Annotated in this window: 13 protein-coding genes and 1 tRNA gene; 3 read left to right on the top strand and 11 right to left on the bottom strand. The window is 41.2% G+C overall.

The window, feature by feature from the left end:
- The first annotated feature begins 138 nt into the window (after positions 1-138).
- A complete protein-coding gene (locus DYI81_RS02510) occupies positions 139-606 on the top strand; it encodes a hypothetical protein (protein ID WP_240627334.1) in 468 nt (155 codons plus the stop codon).
- Between the two features lie 61 nt (positions 607-667).
- Here DYI81_RS02510 and DYI81_RS02505 read toward each other — a convergent pair whose 3' ends face one another.
- On the bottom strand, positions 668-2,548 hold the full coding sequence (locus DYI81_RS02505; RefSeq protein WP_117006615.1) for a potassium transporter Kup: 1,881 nt from the start codon (positions 2,546-2,548) through the stop codon (positions 668-670).
- A 125-nt stretch (positions 2,549-2,673) separates the two neighbouring features.
- Here DYI81_RS02505 and DYI81_RS02500 point away from each other — a divergent pair.
- A tRNA-Ser gene (locus DYI81_RS02500) sits at positions 2,674-2,764 on the top strand.
- A 180-nt stretch (positions 2,765-2,944) separates the two neighbouring features.
- Positions 2,945-4,141: an integrase arm-type DNA-binding domain-containing protein gene (locus DYI81_RS02495; RefSeq protein WP_117006648.1), complete on the top strand. Its 1,197-nt coding sequence runs from the start codon at positions 2,945-2,947 to the stop codon at positions 4,139-4,141.
- Positions 4,142-4,364: 223 nt separating this feature from the next.
- Here the strand turns inward: DYI81_RS02495 and DYI81_RS02490 are convergent, their stop codons facing one another.
- From DYI81_RS02490 to DYI81_RS02445, 10 genes are all read right to left on the bottom strand, one after another.
- Positions 4,365-5,705: a hypothetical protein gene (locus tag DYI81_RS02490; RefSeq protein ID WP_117006614.1), complete on the bottom strand. Its 1,341-nt coding sequence runs from the start codon at positions 5,703-5,705 to the stop codon at positions 4,365-4,367.
- An 85-nt stretch (positions 5,706-5,790) separates the two neighbouring features.
- Positions 5,791-9,057 carry a DEAD/DEAH box helicase family protein gene (locus DYI81_RS02485; protein WP_117006613.1) on the bottom strand — a complete coding sequence of 1,089 codons (3,267 nt, stop codon included), beginning with the start codon at positions 9,055-9,057 and terminating at the stop codon, positions 5,791-5,793.
- Complete coding sequence (locus tag DYI81_RS02480; protein ID WP_117006612.1) at positions 9,054-10,403, bottom strand: restriction endonuclease subunit S; 1,350 nt, start codon at positions 10,401-10,403, stop codon at positions 9,054-9,056. The genes DYI81_RS02485 and DYI81_RS02480 overlap by 4 nt, the downstream gene beginning before the upstream one ends.
- Positions 10,403-12,688 (bottom strand): class I SAM-dependent DNA methyltransferase, encoded by a 2,286-nt coding sequence (locus tag DYI81_RS02475; protein WP_117006611.1) that lies wholly within the window; start codon positions 12,686-12,688, stop codon positions 10,403-10,405. The genes DYI81_RS02480 and DYI81_RS02475 overlap by 1 nt, the downstream gene beginning before the upstream one ends.
- A gap of 151 nt (positions 12,689-12,839) precedes the next feature.
- Positions 12,840-14,015: a Fic family protein gene (locus tag DYI81_RS02470; protein WP_171356295.1), complete on the bottom strand. Its 1,176-nt coding sequence runs from the start codon at positions 14,013-14,015 to the stop codon at positions 12,840-12,842.
- A 437-nt stretch (positions 14,016-14,452) separates the two neighbouring features.
- Complete coding sequence (locus tag DYI81_RS02465; RefSeq protein ID WP_117006609.1) at positions 14,453-15,145, bottom strand: hypothetical protein; 693 nt, start codon at positions 15,143-15,145, stop codon at positions 14,453-14,455.
- A gap of 12 nt (positions 15,146-15,157) precedes the next feature.
- Positions 15,158-17,218, bottom strand: coding sequence for a hypothetical protein (locus DYI81_RS02460; RefSeq protein WP_240627328.1), 2,061 nt, complete (start codon positions 17,216-17,218; stop codon positions 15,158-15,160).
- Positions 17,209-18,717: a hypothetical protein gene (locus DYI81_RS02455; protein ID WP_227556774.1), complete on the bottom strand. Its 1,509-nt coding sequence runs from the start codon at positions 18,715-18,717 to the stop codon at positions 17,209-17,211. The genes DYI81_RS02460 and DYI81_RS02455 overlap by 10 nt, the downstream gene beginning before the upstream one ends.
- Before the next feature lie 368 nt (positions 18,718-19,085).
- Positions 19,086-19,316, bottom strand: coding sequence for an AlpA family phage regulatory protein (locus tag DYI81_RS02450; RefSeq protein WP_117006607.1), 231 nt, complete (start codon positions 19,314-19,316; stop codon positions 19,086-19,088).
- Positions 19,317-19,395: 79 nt separating this feature from the next.
- On the bottom strand, positions 19,396-20,280 hold the full coding sequence (locus tag DYI81_RS02445; protein ID WP_117006606.1) for a hydrolase or metal-binding protein: 885 nt from the start codon (positions 20,278-20,280) through the stop codon (positions 19,396-19,398).
- Positions 20,281-20,407: the final 127 nt, after the last annotated feature.

Below are 20,407 nucleotides of genomic sequence, written 5' to 3'. Positions count from 1 at the left end.
GATGATGTAACAGTTTGTCGCGCTTCTATATCAGTTTCATACAAGTCTTGACGTGATTAAGTATGTTTCATTGAATAAAGAACTTTGGTTATGACATGGTAAGCCTACTTAAAATTCGAAGAATCGATTATTGGAGTCATTATGTATTCTAAACTTCTAGGCCTTGGCCTGATTGCTGGTCTTGCTAGTGCATCTGTATTTGCCGAACCTGCTGTACAGCCAGGTGAAACTTTGGAAAGCTTATCTAAAGCCAAAATTACCACCACAGTAAATGGCCAACCTGGCTCCTTAAATGAATTAATTGCAAGTGGCAAAATCCAACCGATTACGACAGCACCTGCGCAAGGTGCTGACAGTACAGTGACTGAAAACACACCCGTAACCCAAGCCGAACCCACTGCAGAGGCACCATTAAATCCAGCCAATGCTCAGGCGGAACTTCCTGACCCAAACGCTGAAGCACAGGCTACACTTTCATCCTCTGCTGATGCACCAGTTAACCTAGAAACGCCTGTACAAGCCACCCCAAATGCTCAAGCAACAGACGAAGCCCTGCAAGCATCACCTGAGCAACCTCAGATTAATGAAGATGCCTTTGCTCAATAAAATAAAGGTGGCAATAAAAAAACCAGAGCTTTGCTCTGGTTTTTTTATTGCTGATTACATATCAAATTTCAATTTGACTGCCCAACTCCACCACACGATTGGTTGGAATCTGGTAGAAGTCACTGACTGGACTGGTATTCCGTTGCATCGAAATAAACAGTTTTTCTCGCCACGGCGCCATTCCCTCCCCCAAAGTATGAATAATACGATCGCGTGAAATGAAGAAGCTGATTTGCATCAGATCAAAATCAAAACCTAATTGCGTATATGCATGTGCTAAGGCCTGTGGAATATCAGGTTGATCTTTAAAACCATAGTACATAAAAATACGATAGAAACGATCATCCAGTTTTTCTACCTTAAAACGCTCCGCTTCAGTCACATAAGGAATGTCTCGAGTGACCACAGTCACCATCACATTACGCTCATGTAGAACCTTGTTATGCTTAATATTGTGCAACATTGCATGAGGCACAATATTTGGCGTTCCTGTTAAAAACACAGCATCACCAGGGACAAACTTGGTTTCGTCACTAAAACCAATACTCTTAATAAATAAGTCGATTGGCAAGGCATCTTTGGCTAAGCGGTTTAACACTAACTCGCGACCATCTTTCCATGTCATCAAAATAGTAAACAGCACTGCACCAATCATGATTGGCACCCAACCGCCTGACAGAATTTTTAATGATGTTGACGCGACAAATAGCAAATCAATCAGCAAAAATGGCACCGCAAATAGCGCCACTTTCCACACAGGCCAACGCCATAGACCATAAGCCAAAACTGAAATCAGAATCGTGCCACAGAGCATCGTCATAGTGACGGCCACACCATAAGCGCTGGCTAAATTGGCACTATTTTCAAACAGTAAAATCAGGATCAGAACCGAAATAAACAATGCCCAGTTAATAAATGGCAAGTAAATTTGGCCACGTTCCACATCTGAGGTATGACGTACTGTTAATCGGGGCAAATAGCGTAATTGAATGGCTTGGTTCACCATTGAAAATACACCCGTGATCACAGCCTGCGAAGCAATGACCGCAGCTGCCGTCGCCAACCCAATCATTGGATATAGCGCCCATGCAGGGATCAGCATATAAAATGGATTGGCCAATGCTTCAGCATCACGTAGCAGTAATGCACCTTGGCCTGCATAGTTGAACAGCAAGCACGGCAACACCACAATAAACCACGCTAAGCGGATCGGTAAGCGCCCAAAATGCCCCATATCTGCATATAAAGCCTCTCCACCTGTGATAGTTAAAATCACAGCCCCCATGGTCAAAAATGCCACATAAGGTTGTTGGAAAATAAAGCTAAGTGCCCAATAAGGATTGGCCATTAACAACACATGTGGCGTTTGAATCACGCTCCACAGTCCAAACACCCCAATAGATAGAAACCATGCCAAGGTAATTGGTCCAAAGAATTTCCCCATTGTTCCTGTGCCATGTCTTTGAACCAGAAACAGCCCTGTCAAAATACCAATGGACAATGGCACTAACCATTGATTGAACATTGGCGTTGCAATGCTGAGGCCTTCAATCGCAGAGAGCACAGAAATTGCAGGTGTAATGATCCCGTCGCCAAAAAATAGCGAAGCACCAATAAAACCTAGAGCAATGAGATAAATCTTTTTATTGTCATTGATTAGTGTGGTACGTAGATTTAAGGCCAAAAGAGACATAATGCCCCCCTCGCCGTTATTGTCTGCGCGCATAATAATCATGACGTATTTAAAGCTGATGGTGAGCATCATGCACCAGAAAATCAGCGATAGAATACCTAACACGGATGCTTCTGAAATAGCTAAATGTGCAGTAAGGAAACACTGACGCAGTGCATACAACGGACTGGTCCCAATATCACCAAACACCACGCCGAGTGCTGCTAGGGTAATAGCGGGCAATGCGGCTTTTTGTGCAGTACTTTGCATATTATGTGTCTTCAGTTTAGACAGTATTTTCGCGCATCATATCACCATAGAAAAAGTTTTTCTCTAAATCAATTGTTTCAGCTTGGCAGTCCCATTATTTTTCGCTATTATCCTCCGCGCAATAAGGTGAAGTGTCCGAGTGGCTGAAGGAGCACGCCTGGAAAGTGTGTAAACGTTTATAGCGTTTCGAGGGTTCGAATCCCTCTTTCACCGCCAAATTTAACTCTTATGAAGTCCCATAAGGTCTAAAAAAGCTTAAATTTAAAGGGTTTAAGCTTTTTTTACGTCTCATACAATCTACTTGATCTATTGCAAGCTTGATGCAGTTGGGGGTATAACTAGGGGTATAATATTTTACCCCTAAAATTATACCCCCAATTCTGCGGAATTATTGCCATGCTTACAGATGCTCAAGTCAGAAAAATAAAACCTTCAGAAAAGAAAACTAAATACTCTGATGAAAAAGGCATGTATCTAGAGGTCACTCCTTCTGGAGGAATGCATTGGCGAATGAAGTTTCGTTTGAATGGAAAAGAGAATATCTTCAGTATTGGTACATACCCTGAAACTACGCTTGCACAGGCTCGCCGTGCTAGAGATGAAGCACGATTAAAGCTTAAAGATGGGATTAATCCCAATAAAGAGAAAAAGCAAAAGAAACAACAAGCCGATGAAAGCATTCTTTTCAAAGCGCTTGCTATGGAGTGGATGGAGGATCGTAAAACTGTTATTAAAGAAGGTACATATTTACGTGATCTATCTGTATTTGAAAAAGACCTGTTCCCTGCTTTAGGTAATATACCTATTGATCAAATTAAAGGAAAAGATGTCCTTGCTTGTGCTAAGCAAATTGAAGCACGTGGTGCTCAGGAGATGGCTAAACGCTCTATTCCTTTAGCTGGGCGTATTTTTCGTTATGCGATCCGTAAAGGACTCATTGAGAATGACCCTACACCCCACCTTCACGAAGCTCTCAAGCCACGTAAAGTAAAACATATGGCTCGCCTAGATATTTCTGAGTTTCCGCCTTTCTTAGAACGGATGGATCGTTATCACGGCAATATCTTGGTTAAGACAGCTTTACAGTTTATGACTCTAACATTTGTAAGAACTGCCGAGCTCATTAACATGGAATGGAATGAGATTGATTTTGATAATCGTTTATGGAGAATTCCAGCTTATAAGATGAAAATGGCGTTACCACATATTGTTCCTTTATCTAGGCAGGCTATTGAATTACTCGAAGGGTTACAGCCCATTACTGGTAATAAGCAATTTGTTTTTTATAACCACAGTACAGCTAAGCCTTTGAGCAACAATGCTCTGTTAAGTGCGATTCGCACCATGGGATATACGGGAAGAATGACTGGTCATGGTTTCCGTGGACTTGCATCTACTACACTACATGAGCAAGGCTATATGCATGATGCAATTGAAATACAGTTAGCACATACTGTCGGAAATGCCGTCTCTCAAGCCTACAACCATGCACAACATTTAGAATATAGAACTAAGATGATGCAGGAATGGTCAGATTTTATTGATGGTTTGAGAGATAAAATTGTGCCTTTTCCTAAATTAAAAATTGGGTGAATGCTTGCATGCAGCTATGAAATATTTTGTTACATTTAAATATTAAACTAGCAGTATAGGTACATATAGCCTTCGTAGCCATACCTCCCGTTTACTGATAGTAATGAGCACACTTCTCACCTACAGATTAGAGCATAACAAACAGAGGGGATTATCCCCCTGTTTGTTATTTCATTTTTATTTTTTAATAAAAAGCTCTATAACTTATTTTGAGCTAATGGAATTACCACTTAATTTTTTTAAACATACTACCAATTTTTCCACCCACTTCACTCACCAGCTCTTTAGTTGATTCTACAGTTTCAGAGGCTGACATCTTCAATGCCTCAGCCTGTTGTTCTTTTTTAAAATCATCCATTAGCTTTTGTTCAGAGAGAATATCATCACTGAAAGATACAGGAACAAGTTCAAAGCTTTCATCTTCTTTACCCAAATTTTTTAAAAAATTATTCTTTAATCCAGTTATGATTTCAGTATCAGGTTCGGGTAAATAGGCATTAACGACTTTTCCATCAGTTACTTCTAACAGTACATCTACTTGATTAGCATCTTCATCTAGTTTCTGAATAGTAAAGTTCATTTGTGTCATCACATTACTGATCAAATCAAGATAACTATTCAATTTTGTTCGAAGTTGATTTCTTTTAAATGCCAACTCCTTATCACTACTTAATTTAGCATCTAGCTTAGCAATGCGATCCAACCAAACCGTACGAAAAGATGAAATCTCTGTGCTATTAAATTTTTCTAATTGATCCAAGAAGCTTAATTTTCGCTGATGAAAAAGTTCATATTCATTACTTAATAGCAAAGATTGAATACCTTTTGCCTTAACACGTGCGATATCAAACCACTTACCTAAAATTGTTAAATTGCTATTCAACATATTACTTAATGCTTCAAAAGCACTATCACTTCCAAAAAGTGATTCATCTTTATAGTTTTCCACTTTAGAAATTGCATGTTGAATTTCCTTAGTTAAGTGCAACAATACCGCTTCTATTTCTCTGCCATCTTGCTCTATTTGACTACGTCTTATAGAGTCCAATGCAAACCCATTATTAGCTGTTAAAAAGTACTCATCAAAATAATAATTTATAGCTTCGACTTTACTAGAACGTTCATCATCTAAAAATTGCTTAATTTCAGCAACCTTTGCATTGATTTCCTTTAACTGCGCAGAAATTTCTGCTAAATGAGCTTGCCCTACCGCCATAGTTACAGCTCTCATTGCCACACTGGTGGTCAGTATTTTTTTTAGCTGGTCAGGATCAAATAGTCTCGCATGGGATTTTATACCATCATTACCCATGACCATTCCTAAATGACCATTTCCGTCTCTAGCTTTAATTAAAGTACCGTTAGCTACAACCTGCATATATTTTGTTGTATTAACTTCATGTAAAGCCATTGTATCTGGAACAAATTGCAAAAATTGATTGAACAACGGTAAATTTTTTGAATCTACTGGTTTTCGATTTTCTACCCCTAATTCAGATCCCACCTTAAACTCTATGTTAGCAAGTTCATTATTTGCTACTACTGGTTGAAGATTGTTATCCATATACCCCCCGTATTACGTTTTTATTAATTCAATATATTTTTAAAATAGCATAAGAATTTCAATTACACTCTTACAATTCATACATTTAACGTACTGTCATCTGCCCACGATTCGCCAACATATCAAAGATCACCCGTGCAAATATGCTGGCCTTCGCCGGATCAGACAGCAACTGCATCATCTGTTCCTGATGTGCCGCACTACTGCCAAGAATGGCATCATCCATCGCTTTCGGGAAATCACCCAGCATGGCTTGTTCACGGGTATTGTTGGCGATCTGCTTCATCACAATCTCATTTTCCGCCAGTTTGTCACGTACCGTATAGGCATAGTTGAGCATATCTTTATCAGTCAGGTTATCGGTGATAAAGACATCATTCAGACGCTCAATGATCTGTGACAGGAACTCTTCTTTCTTATCACGTGGCTTGGCTGCACCGAGGTCATTGCCCGGTTCCAGCTTGTCATCTTCGGCATCTCCTTTCAGCTTGATGTCTTGCTGACGGATCTTGGACAAGCGGTAATGGCTCATGCTGACATTACTTAAGTCCACCTCATCATCTTTCGTTGCGGTTTCACGCAGCAATGGACGCAGGTTACGCGCATATAGACTGAGCTTCTCCAGTTCTTTGTCATCGTAGTCCACGATCTGTGACATAAACTCGTAGAAACGGGTAAAACTTCCCAAGTCTTTTTTAAAGATTTCCAGCTTATCTTTTTCAAGCTTGGCCTCTTTAAAGGCATTGTCGGCATTGGCAATCAGCACCGCATCATTGGTTTTCTTGCAGCGTTCCAGCATATCTCGGGTGGTGTTATAGGCTTCGATGGCCTGACTATAACGTTTCTGCCAGCGTTCAACCGCCGGTTTGCAGATATTACTGATCGCAGCATTGGATTTGTTCTTGGTAAAGAAGGCTTCTACAAACTGCTCGACTTCCGTCCAGAGGAAGATCTTGGTGGCTTTGAGCTTTTCAAACAGGTCAAAGATCTGATCTGGATTGGAGACATCGGCTAATTCTGCGGTTTGGTAGTAAGGCTGGAAGGCCCCAAGAATGTCTTCAGGATCGTTAAAGAAATCCAAGACAAAGGTGCCAGATTCCGCTTTGCCCGGATAGGTGCGGTTCAGGCGTGATAAGGTCTGTACGCATTCCACACCGCCAAGTTTCTTGTCCACGTACATGGCACACAGTTTCGGTTGGTCAAAGCCAGTCTGGAACTTGTTGGCCACCAGCATCACCTGATAGTCATCGCTATCAAAGGCCTTGCGCATTTCCCGTCCTTTTAGTCCCGGGTTCATGTTGCGTTCATTAAATGTTTGCCCGACTAAACCACTGCTGTCGGTATCCTTGTCATTAAACTCAACCTCACCCGAGAAAGCGACCATAGCCTGAATAGACTTGTAACCCTGATCCGTCACGTATTTGTCAAAGGCCAGCTTGTAACGCACGGCTTCTTTACGTGAACTGGTCACCACCATGGCTTTAGCCTGCCCACCCAATAAGCCCATCACGTTATTTTTGAAATGCTCGACAATGACTTTCACTTTCTGGGAAATGTTGTGGTCATGCAGGCGCACCCACTGATTCAGTCTGATCTTGGCTTTTTTGGCATCGACCTGTTTGTCGGCTTGTTCAATTTTCTGTTTGAGCTTATACACCACTTTATAGTTGGTATAGTTTTTCAGCACATCCAGAATAAAGCCTTCTTCAATGGCTTGACGCATGGAGTAGACATGGAAAGCTTCTGGCTTGTTCTGCTTGGATGGCGGGAGCTCAGGATTGGGTACACGGCCAAACAGTTGCAGGGTTTTGTCTTTCGGTGTCGCGGTAAAGGCATAGTAACTGAGGTTATTACTGCCCTTACGTGCAGCCACCACGGCATCCAGAATATCTTCCGAAGACAATTCAGCATCCTCTTCGCGCTCTTCCAGCATCAACACTTCTTTGAGTTGTCGTGCCGTAGAGCCGCTTTGTGAAGAATGCGCTTCATCGGCAATCACCGCATAACGTCGCTGTTTCAGATTGGTACTGTTTTCAATCGCACGCAACACAAAGGGGAAAGTCTGGATGGTCACAATGATAATCGGCTGTGAGGTTTCCAGTGCCTTGGCCAGTTTTTCCGATTTGGAGCCATCGCCTTCTTTATTATTGATGCGTCCGACCACGCCATCGGCATGTTCAAACTGGTAGATGGTGTCCTGTAACTGGGCATCCAGAATAGTACGGTCAGTGACCACAATCACCGAATCAAACAGTTTCTGATTGTGTTGATCGTACAGGGTCGACAGCTGATGTGCTGTCCAGGCAATCGAGTTGGACTTACCTGAACCTGCACTGTGCTGAATCAGATATTTCTGTCCAGTGCCCTCCTCTAAGGCGACATTGATCAGTTTGGTGACCACATTCCACTGGTGGTAACGTGGGAAGATCAGCAGTTCTTTTTTGTACTTACGGCCTTCCCAGTCTTCTTTTTCTTCAATTTGCAGATGGACAAAACGTCCAATGATATTCAGCAAATTGTCCGGCGTGAGGACTTCTTTCCACAGATAGGCCGTAGCGTACTGATTCTGGTCTTCTGGCACATCATTGCCTGCGCCACCTTCCGCTGTACCCTTGTTGAACGGCAGGAAGAAAGTATCTTCTCCAGCCAATTGGGTCGCCATATAGACTTCGTATTGACTCACGGCAAAGTGTACCAATGCGCCACGCTTAAACATCAGCAAGGGTTCAGGCTTGTTGGTTTCTGGATCTTTGGGCAAGCGGGTGCGTTTGTACTGCAACATGGCATTCTGCACCGCCTGTTTAAACTCGGACTTGAGTTCCAGAGTAGCAACAGGAAAGCCGTTAATGAACAATACCAAGTCAATACGCCATTTCTTGGCCTGTTTGCCCATGTCCTGTAACTCGGCAGCCGTAGCATACGGGCTATAGACCAACTCTGGCACAATGCGGCAGATGTTCTTTTTGTAATTGGCTAAGGTATCGGGATTCAGCGCATGTTCTGGTTTAAACTGACAGAGGAAAAAACGTGCGCTGCGGGTTTTCACTCCGTGACGCAGCACACCTAAAGTGCCATAGCTACGTGACTGTTCATCGGTGGCATTGATGTCGGCTTTCTTCAGCTGGGCAACCACGGCTTCTAGAAAATGCCGTTCGGTATCTTGCGGAAAGATGCGCTGAAACTTCAGCCAGTCTTGTGCTTGGGTTTGTTGCACAAAATCCAGTACGTCCTGCTCATACAAGGCAGTTTCACGGTTATAGCCTTGTGGTGTACCCAGTTGCCAGCCCTGAGCCAGCATCTGCTGAATGATGTCGTTCTGGAAAATACTTTCACGGGTGGCGTCTAGACTCATGCGCTGAACTCCGTGTCTGCCTCAGCAACAGTAGGTGCTTGCCAATTGCGAACGTCGATTTTGCCAGTGACTGCGGCTGAGATCAGGGCGGTTCGGCGTTCTTGCATTAAGGAAATTGCATTTTCTGCAATTTTGACTAAATTTCGGTACTGTTCTAATAAGTTATCTAGATAACCAACTATTTCACGTTGTTCTTGAAGTGAAGGGAAAGTACCTTTTACAGCTCCAATACGCTCAACATTTAAATTAGCTTGTGTACTTTGAGTAGAGGTTTGCTCTAATGCTGGCAAAGCCGCTATAAAGCTATAACGTAAAAACTCAAGATCAATATCATTGTTTGGTTTAAAGCCCACTACACTATCTGGTGCATATGCTTCAAACCCCAAGATTGCAATATCTCCAATGTTTGCAGCGATAGCCATCATCAATGTACCTTTTGGAAATAACTGACTAACTTCTTTACCCTTTTCATTTAACGTTTGCGAATAAGAAGTAATGTATTTTCCTGCACGAGCAACATCACCAGTCTGAATAAATGGATAATCCCCATCGTAAAAGGCTGGATCATTTCTTGGACGATGACCAAATTTTCCACGATATATACGTGAGGCTAGCCGATAACTTTTTACTACCCAATGCTCCGGCACTTTCCCTAACCATTCCACACCCGAATCTTTCATCGGGACATTCGGATCAAGCCCTTTGGTCACAGCATGGCTAATTACCGCTTGGCGTTTTTCTTTCAGCAGTTCAATCAGTTGTTGTTGTTTTTCAATTAGGTGATCGATTTTGGTAGTTTCGTGGTCGAGGAATTCAATAATTTTATAAATATCACTTTGGGATTTAGGCAAAGCTACTTTAATGTCACCTACCGTATCGGTATTCAAATTTAATTGTGTTCCCATTTTACCTAATCCTTTATAGGCTTGTTCGCCTGCAAAGACATAGAACAAATATTTATTGGGAATTTTTAACTCAGGAAAATATACAAATCCATCGTGGATACAAGCTTTGATTTTATTAATACATGGTTTCCCAACAGTACCTGCGATACTGAGGAATAATTGGTTAGGTTCTAATTTAACACTTAAGGAACTACCAAGGTCGGACATTGTCTGTGTAGTATTTAGAAGATACATATCCGATGCTGATACATCTGCAATCCTAACCCATGCATATTCACCATTATCATCGAAATACTTTGGGTCATCGATTGGTCGTGGACTTGCTCCCCGCTTGACAGTACTTAAGTGTTTAATTTTTATAATGTCCCATTCTCTTGGAACATTTTCCAACCACTCAACCCCTGAATCCTTATACTCCGCGTATTTCTGATACTTCACCATTATGAATGCACCTCTTGCAGCAGCTGCATAATCTCGGCACTGACCGCATCCAGATCCGCATCAATCTCGGCTAAATCGCGTGGCGGTTCATACACGTAAAAATGACGGTTAAACGGAATTTCATAACCCACGATGCCAATCTCGCCATCCTTTTCATCGCGCTTGTCGGCATTGATCCAGGCATCGGCCACATGTGGCTGCACTTCACGTTTAAAATACTCTTCAATCAGCTCTGTGGTACTGACCTTTGGATTCAGTGCGATATTCTCGGCATCACGCAAATCTCCATCCTGTACAAACTCCACCACTTTGCCTTGATAGCTGAACTGGCCATACAGTGGGTTTTCCGCCTGTTTCACGACCTTGTTTATCACTGGTTCTGCTTCCGGATTCTTCCAGGTAATGGCATCTAACAGTTGTTTCTTCTCTTTAGCATCCAGCTTGATGTCGGTTTGCTTGAGGGCTTTTTTCAGCACTTCATCAAACTGGTTGAAATCATCAAACTGCTCAGTGCCAATCACATTCTGTAAGGCTTGGGCTTTTTCCATCAAGGCTTTCTGGAATAGCCAGATTTTGCTGTCCAGTACCTCTTTAATGTCTTTTTCTTTTAGCTCAGGGAATTCCGCTTTAATCAGGGCACGCACCTCAAGCGCTACGTCCTGCAACTGACCATAAGTTTCTGCTGTCCACGCTGTACCAAAGGCTGTGCCCAATTGCGCATCGATACTTTGCATCACGGCATTAAACGGTTTTGGCGCAAAACGTAATGCAGCAATCGCGCTATCCGTGATCTGTGCCGATAAACGTAATGGACGTTCAATCGTTACGCGACGGTAGCCGAATTCATGGCTGTCAAAAATCTTGCTGGCGAATGGTTTTTGCTGTTCGGTTTCGCCATCCTGCGCCAAGGTGTCTACCGCCACAAAGTCACCGTAATTTTGGGTAATGGTGGCAATTTCAGTTTCAGTCAAATAGTTACGTTTTGAACCCAGCGACTTACGCATTTTGGTACTAAGGTTTGAGGCATTGATCAGCTGTACCTTGCCTTTACGTTCAGCGGCTTTTTTATTGCTGAGTACCCAGATATAGGTGGCAATCCCGGTGTTGTAGAACATATCGTTCGGTAAGGCAATAATGGCTTCCAGCAAATCGGCTTCTAAAATATAGCGACGGATCTCGCTTTCGCCACTGCCTGCACTGCCGGTAAACAACGGTGAACCATTCAGGATAATCCCGATACGGCTACCGCTCTCGGTACTACTGGCATCACGCATCTTGCTGATTAGGTGCATCAGGAATAATAGTGAACCATCGGACACACGTGGCAAGCCTGCACCGAAACGGCCATCAAAGCCTTTTTGTTCATGCTCATCTTTAATGTCTTGTTCGATCTTTTTCCAGTCCACGCCAAAGGGTGGATTCGACAGCATGTAGTCAAACTGATCCACAGCAAGCTGGTCATTCGACAGCGTGTTGCCGAGTTTAATCCGGCTCACGTCTTGGCCTTTGATCAGCATGTCGGCTTTACAAATGGCGTAGGATTCCGGATTGAGTTCCTGACCAAAAGCACGCATCACCGCATTCGGGTTCAGCTCATGCAGATATTCCATACCAGAAGACAGGAAACCGCCTGTCCCCGCAGTCGGGTCGTAAATGGTGCGGATAATGCCGTCTTTAGTCAGGACGTCATCATCTTCCATAAAGACCAGTGCCGTGGTCAGACGCACGATGTCACGCGGGGTAAAGTGCTCCCCTGCGGTTTCATTAGAACCTTCGGCAAAACGACGGATCAGTTCTTCAAACACCAAACCCATGTCATGGTTGGATACGTTCTTTGGACTCAGATCCGTGGTGGCAAACTTTTGCACGACTTTATACAAAAGGTTGGCATCATCGAGGAGGCCCACAAATTCGATGAAGTTAAAGTATTCAAAAATCTCACGGGCATCTTTAGAGAAACTTTGCACATAGGTGCTCAAGTTGGCCTTGATGTCACTCTGTCCCATTTTGCTGAGATCCATTGGGGAGGTGTTAAAGAAGGCTAGACCGTTGGTGGCACGCAGCAATAACTTTTCTTGAGCTTCTTCTGGCAGATTCAGCTTGGAGACTTTTTCATGTTCTGCCAGTACCGCAGCCTTGCTTTCTTCCAGTACACATTCCAGACGACGCAACAAGGTAAATGGCAGAATGATGCGACCATATTGCGATTGTTTGAAGTCACCACGCAGCAGGTCGGCAACCGACCAGATGAAGGCTGCAACTTGAGAAAAATTATTATTCGACATACCAGCAATTTCCAAAGCGTGAAAGCTATAGCATTTTTAAATTAGTTTGATTGTGCCTGAAATAAGCATAGATTTTCTAGAGATAAAAAAAATAACGTCAGTACATGTCGTGCTGACGTTATTGATCGTTTATTCATTATGCCCTTTAGAGTTATTGAAATAAATAAGGAAATAAAACCTCAACAGCATGTGGTGATAAACGAACTTGCAAAGGTCGTTTAGGTGGAGCAAAGATCAGGTGATCTTTCGCCATTTCCGTGATGATATCCCTTAGTTTCCGTTCACTCACTTGCAACTTATCTTGTAACTCTTTACGCGTATGTGGGCCATTGTATAAAAGCGTTTTATAAATATCTTTCGCTTCCAATGGCAGTTTTTTTAATGGCTTGCCTTTACTGTCAAACAAGCCACCATTAAAGCGCAATTGGAAATAAACATTGATTCTTTCTTCCAGCTTATAAGGCTCTAAAAGACTGGTGAAGTAAGTCATTTGATCAATTGCGACATCCACAAAATATTCAGTAAAACTTACTAAACCCGCATCAGATAGGATTCCACGACCATCTTCTCCACCTTGTCGTGGTCTATCAGCAATCGATAGGTAACGATAGTACTGCTCACTCGATCGAGCAAAACCCCGAGACATTGACCATAAACCATAACTTTTCAAACCAATGGCTCGCATAAAGCAATCAGTAAATAAACGGGTTACTCGTCCATTCCCATCTAAAAATGGATGAATCCAAGCAAGGCGATGATGCGATGCGGCCATAGCGTAGTACTTACTTAAGCCATGCAAATATTCAATTTTATAAGCACTCGCAAACCAACTCATGTAGGTAGGCACTAAATCTGGTTTTGGGGGTCTGTGCTGTCCTACAACAACATCCGTAGCCCTATATTCGCCTGGCTCAATTTCATAAAACTTAGCGTTATCGCTGGATGAAACTAAAAGCTCATCAGGTGTACATTCAGCATAGAAAGCTTTATGAATTGCTTTTATAAAATCTTGCGTCGTAACATCTTCGCGAGGGTTATTCTCAAAATTAAGTTTAACTTGAACTTCAATATGGCGCTTAATTTCCAAAAGCCCTTTCGATTTATGCTCGGTTGAATCGTCTACCAATGCAATCAATTCACTTGGCTTAGTCGGGTTACCTTCGATTTTATTACTGTAATATGAGTTCACTACTCGAAGTAAGCCTTCTACCGACTCACGAATAGTGACAGGCACAGTAGCATCCAACTGCGCATCTAAACGAGCTATTTCTAATAATTTCTCTTCAAGCTCAGGTGAGTACACACGCGCTATAGGGGTAATATCCACTTTAACGACCTCCACAAACAACTAGCATTAGTATAGGTTACTTATGCCGAAATAAAAAAAATATAAACTCATATATATCAAAAATATAAATAATTTTAACAAAAATATTTGCCGTTATTTTTGCAGCTATAAAAAATAATTGAGATGAGCTCTATATAACAAATAAAAGGATATCAATGGACTGCTGCTCTTTATTTACTCTTTTACAATTCCCCACTAAGAGCAGAATAAATTACGATTTAGATCAACGCGGTCATCAATTGTCTGGTTTACTTCTTGGATATGCTTGTTTAACTGTTCAATAGCTTTATTAATAACCTCTTAGCAAGGGCTAACTGTTGCTTAATAATCGAAAGCTCACAAGGGTATAAAAATAAAAAAGAGCCTACTCAATAGGCTCTTTAATTAATTTAACGATTAATCCAAAACAATCTTTTTTAAATATCACTAAGAGTTTTTGGTTTTTCTGACGAACTTGTTGGGACTTTAAATTCGATACCCGCTTTTTTAAACAGTTTCGGGTATTCCACCAAAGCCATACTTGAGTTTTTAGCAATACCTGTGATATCACCAACCATACCTTTAGCATCAACTAAAGACATTCCTGTATTAGTTAGGCTGCTTGGATTTGCAATTAAACTGGTGCTCACCTTTTTAGCTCCTACAGCTAATTCGCGAGCAGTTAGGCTTGCTATGGCAAAATTAGTTGCAGAATTCAATAAATGTTTTTTCTGCTCAGCATTCAGTGCCGAAAGTTTAGCTACAGTTGCTTCCTCATCTTTTTGTGAAGCTTCTAAAACACTGTCTGATAATGCAACAATCTGTTTTTGAATTGCTTCTTTTTCTTTCAAGTCAGAGGTCGTTTTCAAGCTTTTCTGTTTTGCTTTTAATTCATCTGAATCCTGCTTACTTGCAAGCAATGAAGCTAAAGCCGTACGGCTCTGAATAAACATTGCATTGGTTGCTTTAGCCTGCGTGAAAAAACCGTTGAGGTCCATGTTTGAAGAAGATACGCCAGTTACAGATTCAGATAATGATGACGAAAGATTACTCAACGATCCAAAACCTGCATAGACACCTGATCCACTTATTGAAGCAGCTACTGCTAAAACAATCGCAATTTTTTTCATACCCTGTTACCCCTATTGTGAAGAATCGGCTTTTTGCACGATTTGATTTAAAATTTTTGGTAAAGCCTCAAACATCTGAATGTTATACATTTCATGACGATGCTGATAATCAATACCCTTCAATCCAATTTCTTGTTGCAAACCATAAACCCCTATTTTTTCAGCTTTTTGGTTAAATCTGCGCGCCCCACTAGCCATAACTAATGTGGCATCACAATTACTTTTGTCTGCATTACATCGAATACTGTCTTGTTTCACTTCGAGCTTAAGCACTGGCTGTAAGCATTCATCTGTTGGAATATGAAAGTTAACTTTCATATCTTTTTTAAACCCTGCATTTTCAGTCATGGCGATCACTGAGTCTTTTAGTAAAGTCTGTCCTTTAAAGCCTGAACCTGTCGCATAGAATGGTCGTTTTGATTGACTGGTAAAAGCGTGATAAATCAATGGACCAAAACCATAAAATGGAATTTCACCAACTTGCTCAGTATGCAGTCCTAAACATAAGACACGAGATTGTTTTGAATCTCCCACTGGGGCAGAGCTATCAAGCAAAACGCTGTCCCCTGAACGCACAGGTAAACGATCAATGCTGTTCACTGGAAAATCTAATTGCGCATTAACTTTCGTGCCTTGGCGCTCTAAAACAGTCGCTTCCCATGTAGGAATTAAAATATTACGCCCTGCTGCTTTATCTGAATGATAAACATGGACTTTCATTCCTGTACTTAAGCGCTCTCCAGCATCATCAATAACTATGTTCTGACCACTTGAACCAGAGACTTTTAAATCAGAACGAGTAAATTGAATCCCTTTTTGAAATTGTTGTCCTAATTTCAAAAGTGCATTTTTCAATACAACTTCTTTACGAGCCTCGAGAGAAAATCCCATTCCATCTGAAATCACATCTTTGATATCATCGGTCGCATGCGCGGAGTAAATTACCCGGCCAGAACGATCAATCATTTCAGCAAAGACTTCACTATGAAAAACCTGTTGCTGAGTTATTTTTCCAATTTGTTGCTGATAAGCAATTACAGGGATGACATTTATTCGAATGAAAAATTCAGGTAATTCACGTTGGTTAATGTCTTCACTTTGCGCTAATCCAGTTTGCTCGCTAATACTTTGTGCCATCGCACTATAACGCCGATTGACTGGTGTTAAAGTAAATGAGGCTTGCTCACCCACTGCATCAGAAAAAATTTGTTCGATTAAATCTTTCGATTCGCCTTGATAAGTCAGCACATCGACCACCAAAGCTTTGGGCTTATTCATAGCCTGTCGTGTATTGTTTGAAACTTTACTAAAGTGCTTACTACTGCTCTGCATCAACACTGGTACAGCCACAGCATAATCACTGTCAGCATGCACTACACGAATCAAATCACCATCTGCTGAACTGAGCTCATCTTGTGCAGCAATCCCTTGCTTAAAGCCTTTATCTAAAACGAGATAAGATTTCCACTGATCAATCACTTGAGTTTCTGTTTCAGAAACTTTAAGTTTTGATTTTAATTCTTGAGTCACTTGTTGCGTTAGCATCAACAAAGTACTTTGAAATTTCTGCTTAATTGCTGTTTTGGTTACGCTGGAATCAATCTCTGTAGCAAGTACCTGAATTGGTTGTGACAAGGTCTTACTGTCACTATATATAACCTCTCCAGATAACACATTGGTGAGTTTGAGACTTAAGGTCACTGGCAGAAAAATCTCGGCGGTAGAATCCTTCCTCACAATGTATTCACTTGCGCGTAAAACTTCTAGTGATGCAATATAAGTACGATTTTTCGTTTTTTGTGAAATAGTATCGACTATCTGTTCATTAAAACCTTGCTTTAAACTTTGTACAAAAAGTTGCTCAACTTGTTTACGAATGCTTTCATTGTCAATCGCTTGACTGAAGTCACATACAATCGAAGACCCATTCGCTTCGTATTTGCTAGGATCATTACGACAAGGTTGCTCTAGCCCAAAAATTCCTTTCGATGGGTAGATTTGAATATTTGCGTTTGCCCATGCCGAAACAAGCATCGGCATAGCTAAACATAAAGCTTTTAACTTTATTTGCATTGTGTACCACCAATACAAAGCGTAATCGTATTGCCAGCTTGTAAACGCTCAGCACTTGATAGAGTTGGATTTACTTTACGTAGTGCTTTAGCCAATTCTGCACTAACAGGTTTCTCACTCTTATAAGTCATGGTCATTTCGACCAATTTTCCATCCTGAGTGCGAATATCGATATTTTCTGCACCATCCATTTCATCTAAGGCAATGTATAAATCATCCCCTAAACGAGAAGAAACATTGCCAGAAACACTTTTCACAAAAATGGTAATTTCTTTACCATACATAGTGCGATTTTTTGCATAACCCAGAATCTGTGGCCCTACTTGGCTAACGGCCAATTCGCCAAGTTTCTTAGCAACATTCGTACGACAAGAATCTGTAGTCGCACCTGTCGAAGATTCTGTACGAGTTTCACCACCCATCAAAGTTGAATCATCGACTGAATAAATTTTGAAACTAACGGCACCATCACAGACAAATTGCCCAGTAGCACTCGAACGACCACGATCATAAATATAAGAGCTACCCGCCATAAACCAATCGGCTTTTTCTTTTCGTGCAGCGATTACCAGTTTATTCAGCTCTGTATCACTCATAAGTTGCTGAATCGACATACTCCGACCATTCAAATACTGACTTCTAAAACGGTCAGAATCGAGCAACCGCAAATCATAACGTGAAGCAGAACTCGCAATTGAATTTAAGGTTTGATTATCACGCTCAGCTTTAGTACTTGGAGTCTGATATTCCACATATTTCACAAAGCTTTGGATATCATTTTGTCGTTCGGATTGACTGTATTTAGCTGATTCACTAGCGTTGTAGCTACTTGAAGAAGCTGATTTACCTGAATTATTATGGCTTGCTGAACGAGCGGAAACACCAACACCCGCCCCATAGTAATTATCATAAGCATAACCAGATGCAGCAGCTGAACGTCCTTTTGAAGAATAAGAATCTGAAGCACTGGCTTTGGCACTTTCGCTAGCTTTGTAACTCGCATCTTCATCATAGCTATAACTACGATCAGAAAAATATGATGTGAACTCTTTAACAGGTTTTGAGTTATCTTTTGGTACCCCAAAATATTCATCCATTACAATCATAATTGGACTCGTTCGGCTACTTTTCTTCGCCAGCCCTAAATCATTGAGAATTGAACGAAATTCTTGATCATCCATTTCTAGACTAACTTGGGTAACTAACTCATTGTTACTATTGGTATTGCTGCCTCGGTTTAACACGTAGCTGCTATCGATTTGTTTTACAATATCATCTAAATATTGATTCGCTTCGTTCATGGCTTGAGGGCCATTAATACGTTTAATCAGAGTAATCACAGCATCTTTTTTTGCATTATTAAATGCTTGATTTCGTGTACTGTTTAAATCTTTTTTAATAACAGGTGCAACCCCTTCCCCATTCACTTTAATGATTTCAGCATTACTCATTTGAACAACGCCCAAACACAATAGTGTCAATAAAGCCTTTTTCATCATTTCCCTCTTCATTAAAGTTTCTAGTTACATCTATAATTTCTTTATTAGATTTTACAGTGATCTTTTATTCACACATAAAACATACAAATAATAAACAAAATTTAACATTAACTCCATCACACAATTTTACTTTTTTATTGATTTTTCACAAAAAAATTATTCATAAGAAATCTAATAGAACATATTAATGACCTAACGTTTAAGCTAGATACAATGCAAAATGGCTTACACTGATCAAATCATATTTTCGTGGGCTCGACCTAACAAACTATTTAATAAGAAAAAAGGAGTAACTACATTCAGAATAGCTACTCCTCTCAATATCAAGTTTAATAACAAATCCAACTTTTAGCAGAATTCCACGCTTTTTATTCACGACTCTCTAACTTATCTTCAATCCATTGGTGCACTTCCCAAGCTGACCAGCCAATACGAGATTCACTTAGTCGCACAGGCTTTGGAAAAGTAGGATCGTAGTATTTTGATTTCTCATTGATCATTTCATAGATTTTAGCTCGACTAATACTTGTAAATTGAACCACCTCTTTAATATTAACGATTTGATTCATCGGGAAAGTTTGACCTACAAATGCATTCATGATGTTTACTCCTATCTCATGATTTCGAGCAACTCGCTCATGAGATACGGCAATCTCGTAAGGTTTTACCTTGTCTGATTTAATTTAAAGCCGTCACAGATCCTTTCAATCCCTGTTGAATATCAAATGCAGTCTGAGTCTCTTCAATCTGCTGGCCTCCGACAGGCTGATAAAATTCCTCAACCACATCAAAGTCTTCCTCCATATCGACCTCCATCCTTCCATTCGCAAAACCCTTCCTTGCGGTAAAGTCCAAAGCTTCCTGATAAAACCCTGCCTGCTTGCTATGTTCATCAATTTGCTTCGCCTGAATAATGGCCTCATTCAAGCTAATCCCTTCTCTTAAAGTCAGATCCACGTAATAGACCGGCTGGCGATAACTCTGTGTCGTACTCTTACCACGCAATATCAACTGCAATGGGAGGCAAGATAACAAACCATTCGATGCCGCATGGTAATAACTCAGCCGTGCAGCCAAAGTCCGAATACTGTTAAATCCTGTGGTTCTAAAGATGAAGGTGCCAAACTCATCCGAGTCATCTAAATTCACATGCAAGCGTCCATAAGGCTTGCAGTTCCCTCCTTGAGCCAATGGACATAAATCAGGGGATGGACAGGGAAGTTGCTCCACGCCTTGATTGGTTAAGCGTTGACAGGTTTCACCATTGCCCATGCAAACAGGTCTTCCAGTCTGGCGATCAAACAAAGTGTATTCAGCACGTAGGTTTAAGTCAGGATCATTAAAGATCATTCTGACGGGGATTGAGCGTAGCTTTTGATTGGGAGTATTCGCTCGAAGCTGATCATCCAGTGGATGCTTCACCCAGCCTTCTTTGCTTTGAATCTGGGAAGTAATGGTGAACTGGTCATCTTTTTCAGGCAATCGCTTGCCATTCTTTTCGATCATACGACCGATACTGATCCGTCCCAGGATTGGTGGAGTAATTGCTAAACCTTTAATCATATTGATATTCCTTAATGTATTACCTTACAAATTTGAGTCTATGTATGTAGGTCGGAACAAGGACCAAATAAGTTACCCAAAGAATGTAGAGCCAGATAAAGTGCTACAGAGATCGCGACCGATTTGC

Origin of the sequence: Acinetobacter sp. SWAC5, assembly GCF_003419885.1 — a bacterium.
Lineage (GTDB): Bacteria > Pseudomonadota > Gammaproteobacteria > Pseudomonadales > Moraxellaceae > Acinetobacter > Acinetobacter cumulans.
The sequence above is the reverse complement of the archived record's forward strand: the minus strand, read 5'-3'. Positions and strand labels throughout refer to the sequence as shown.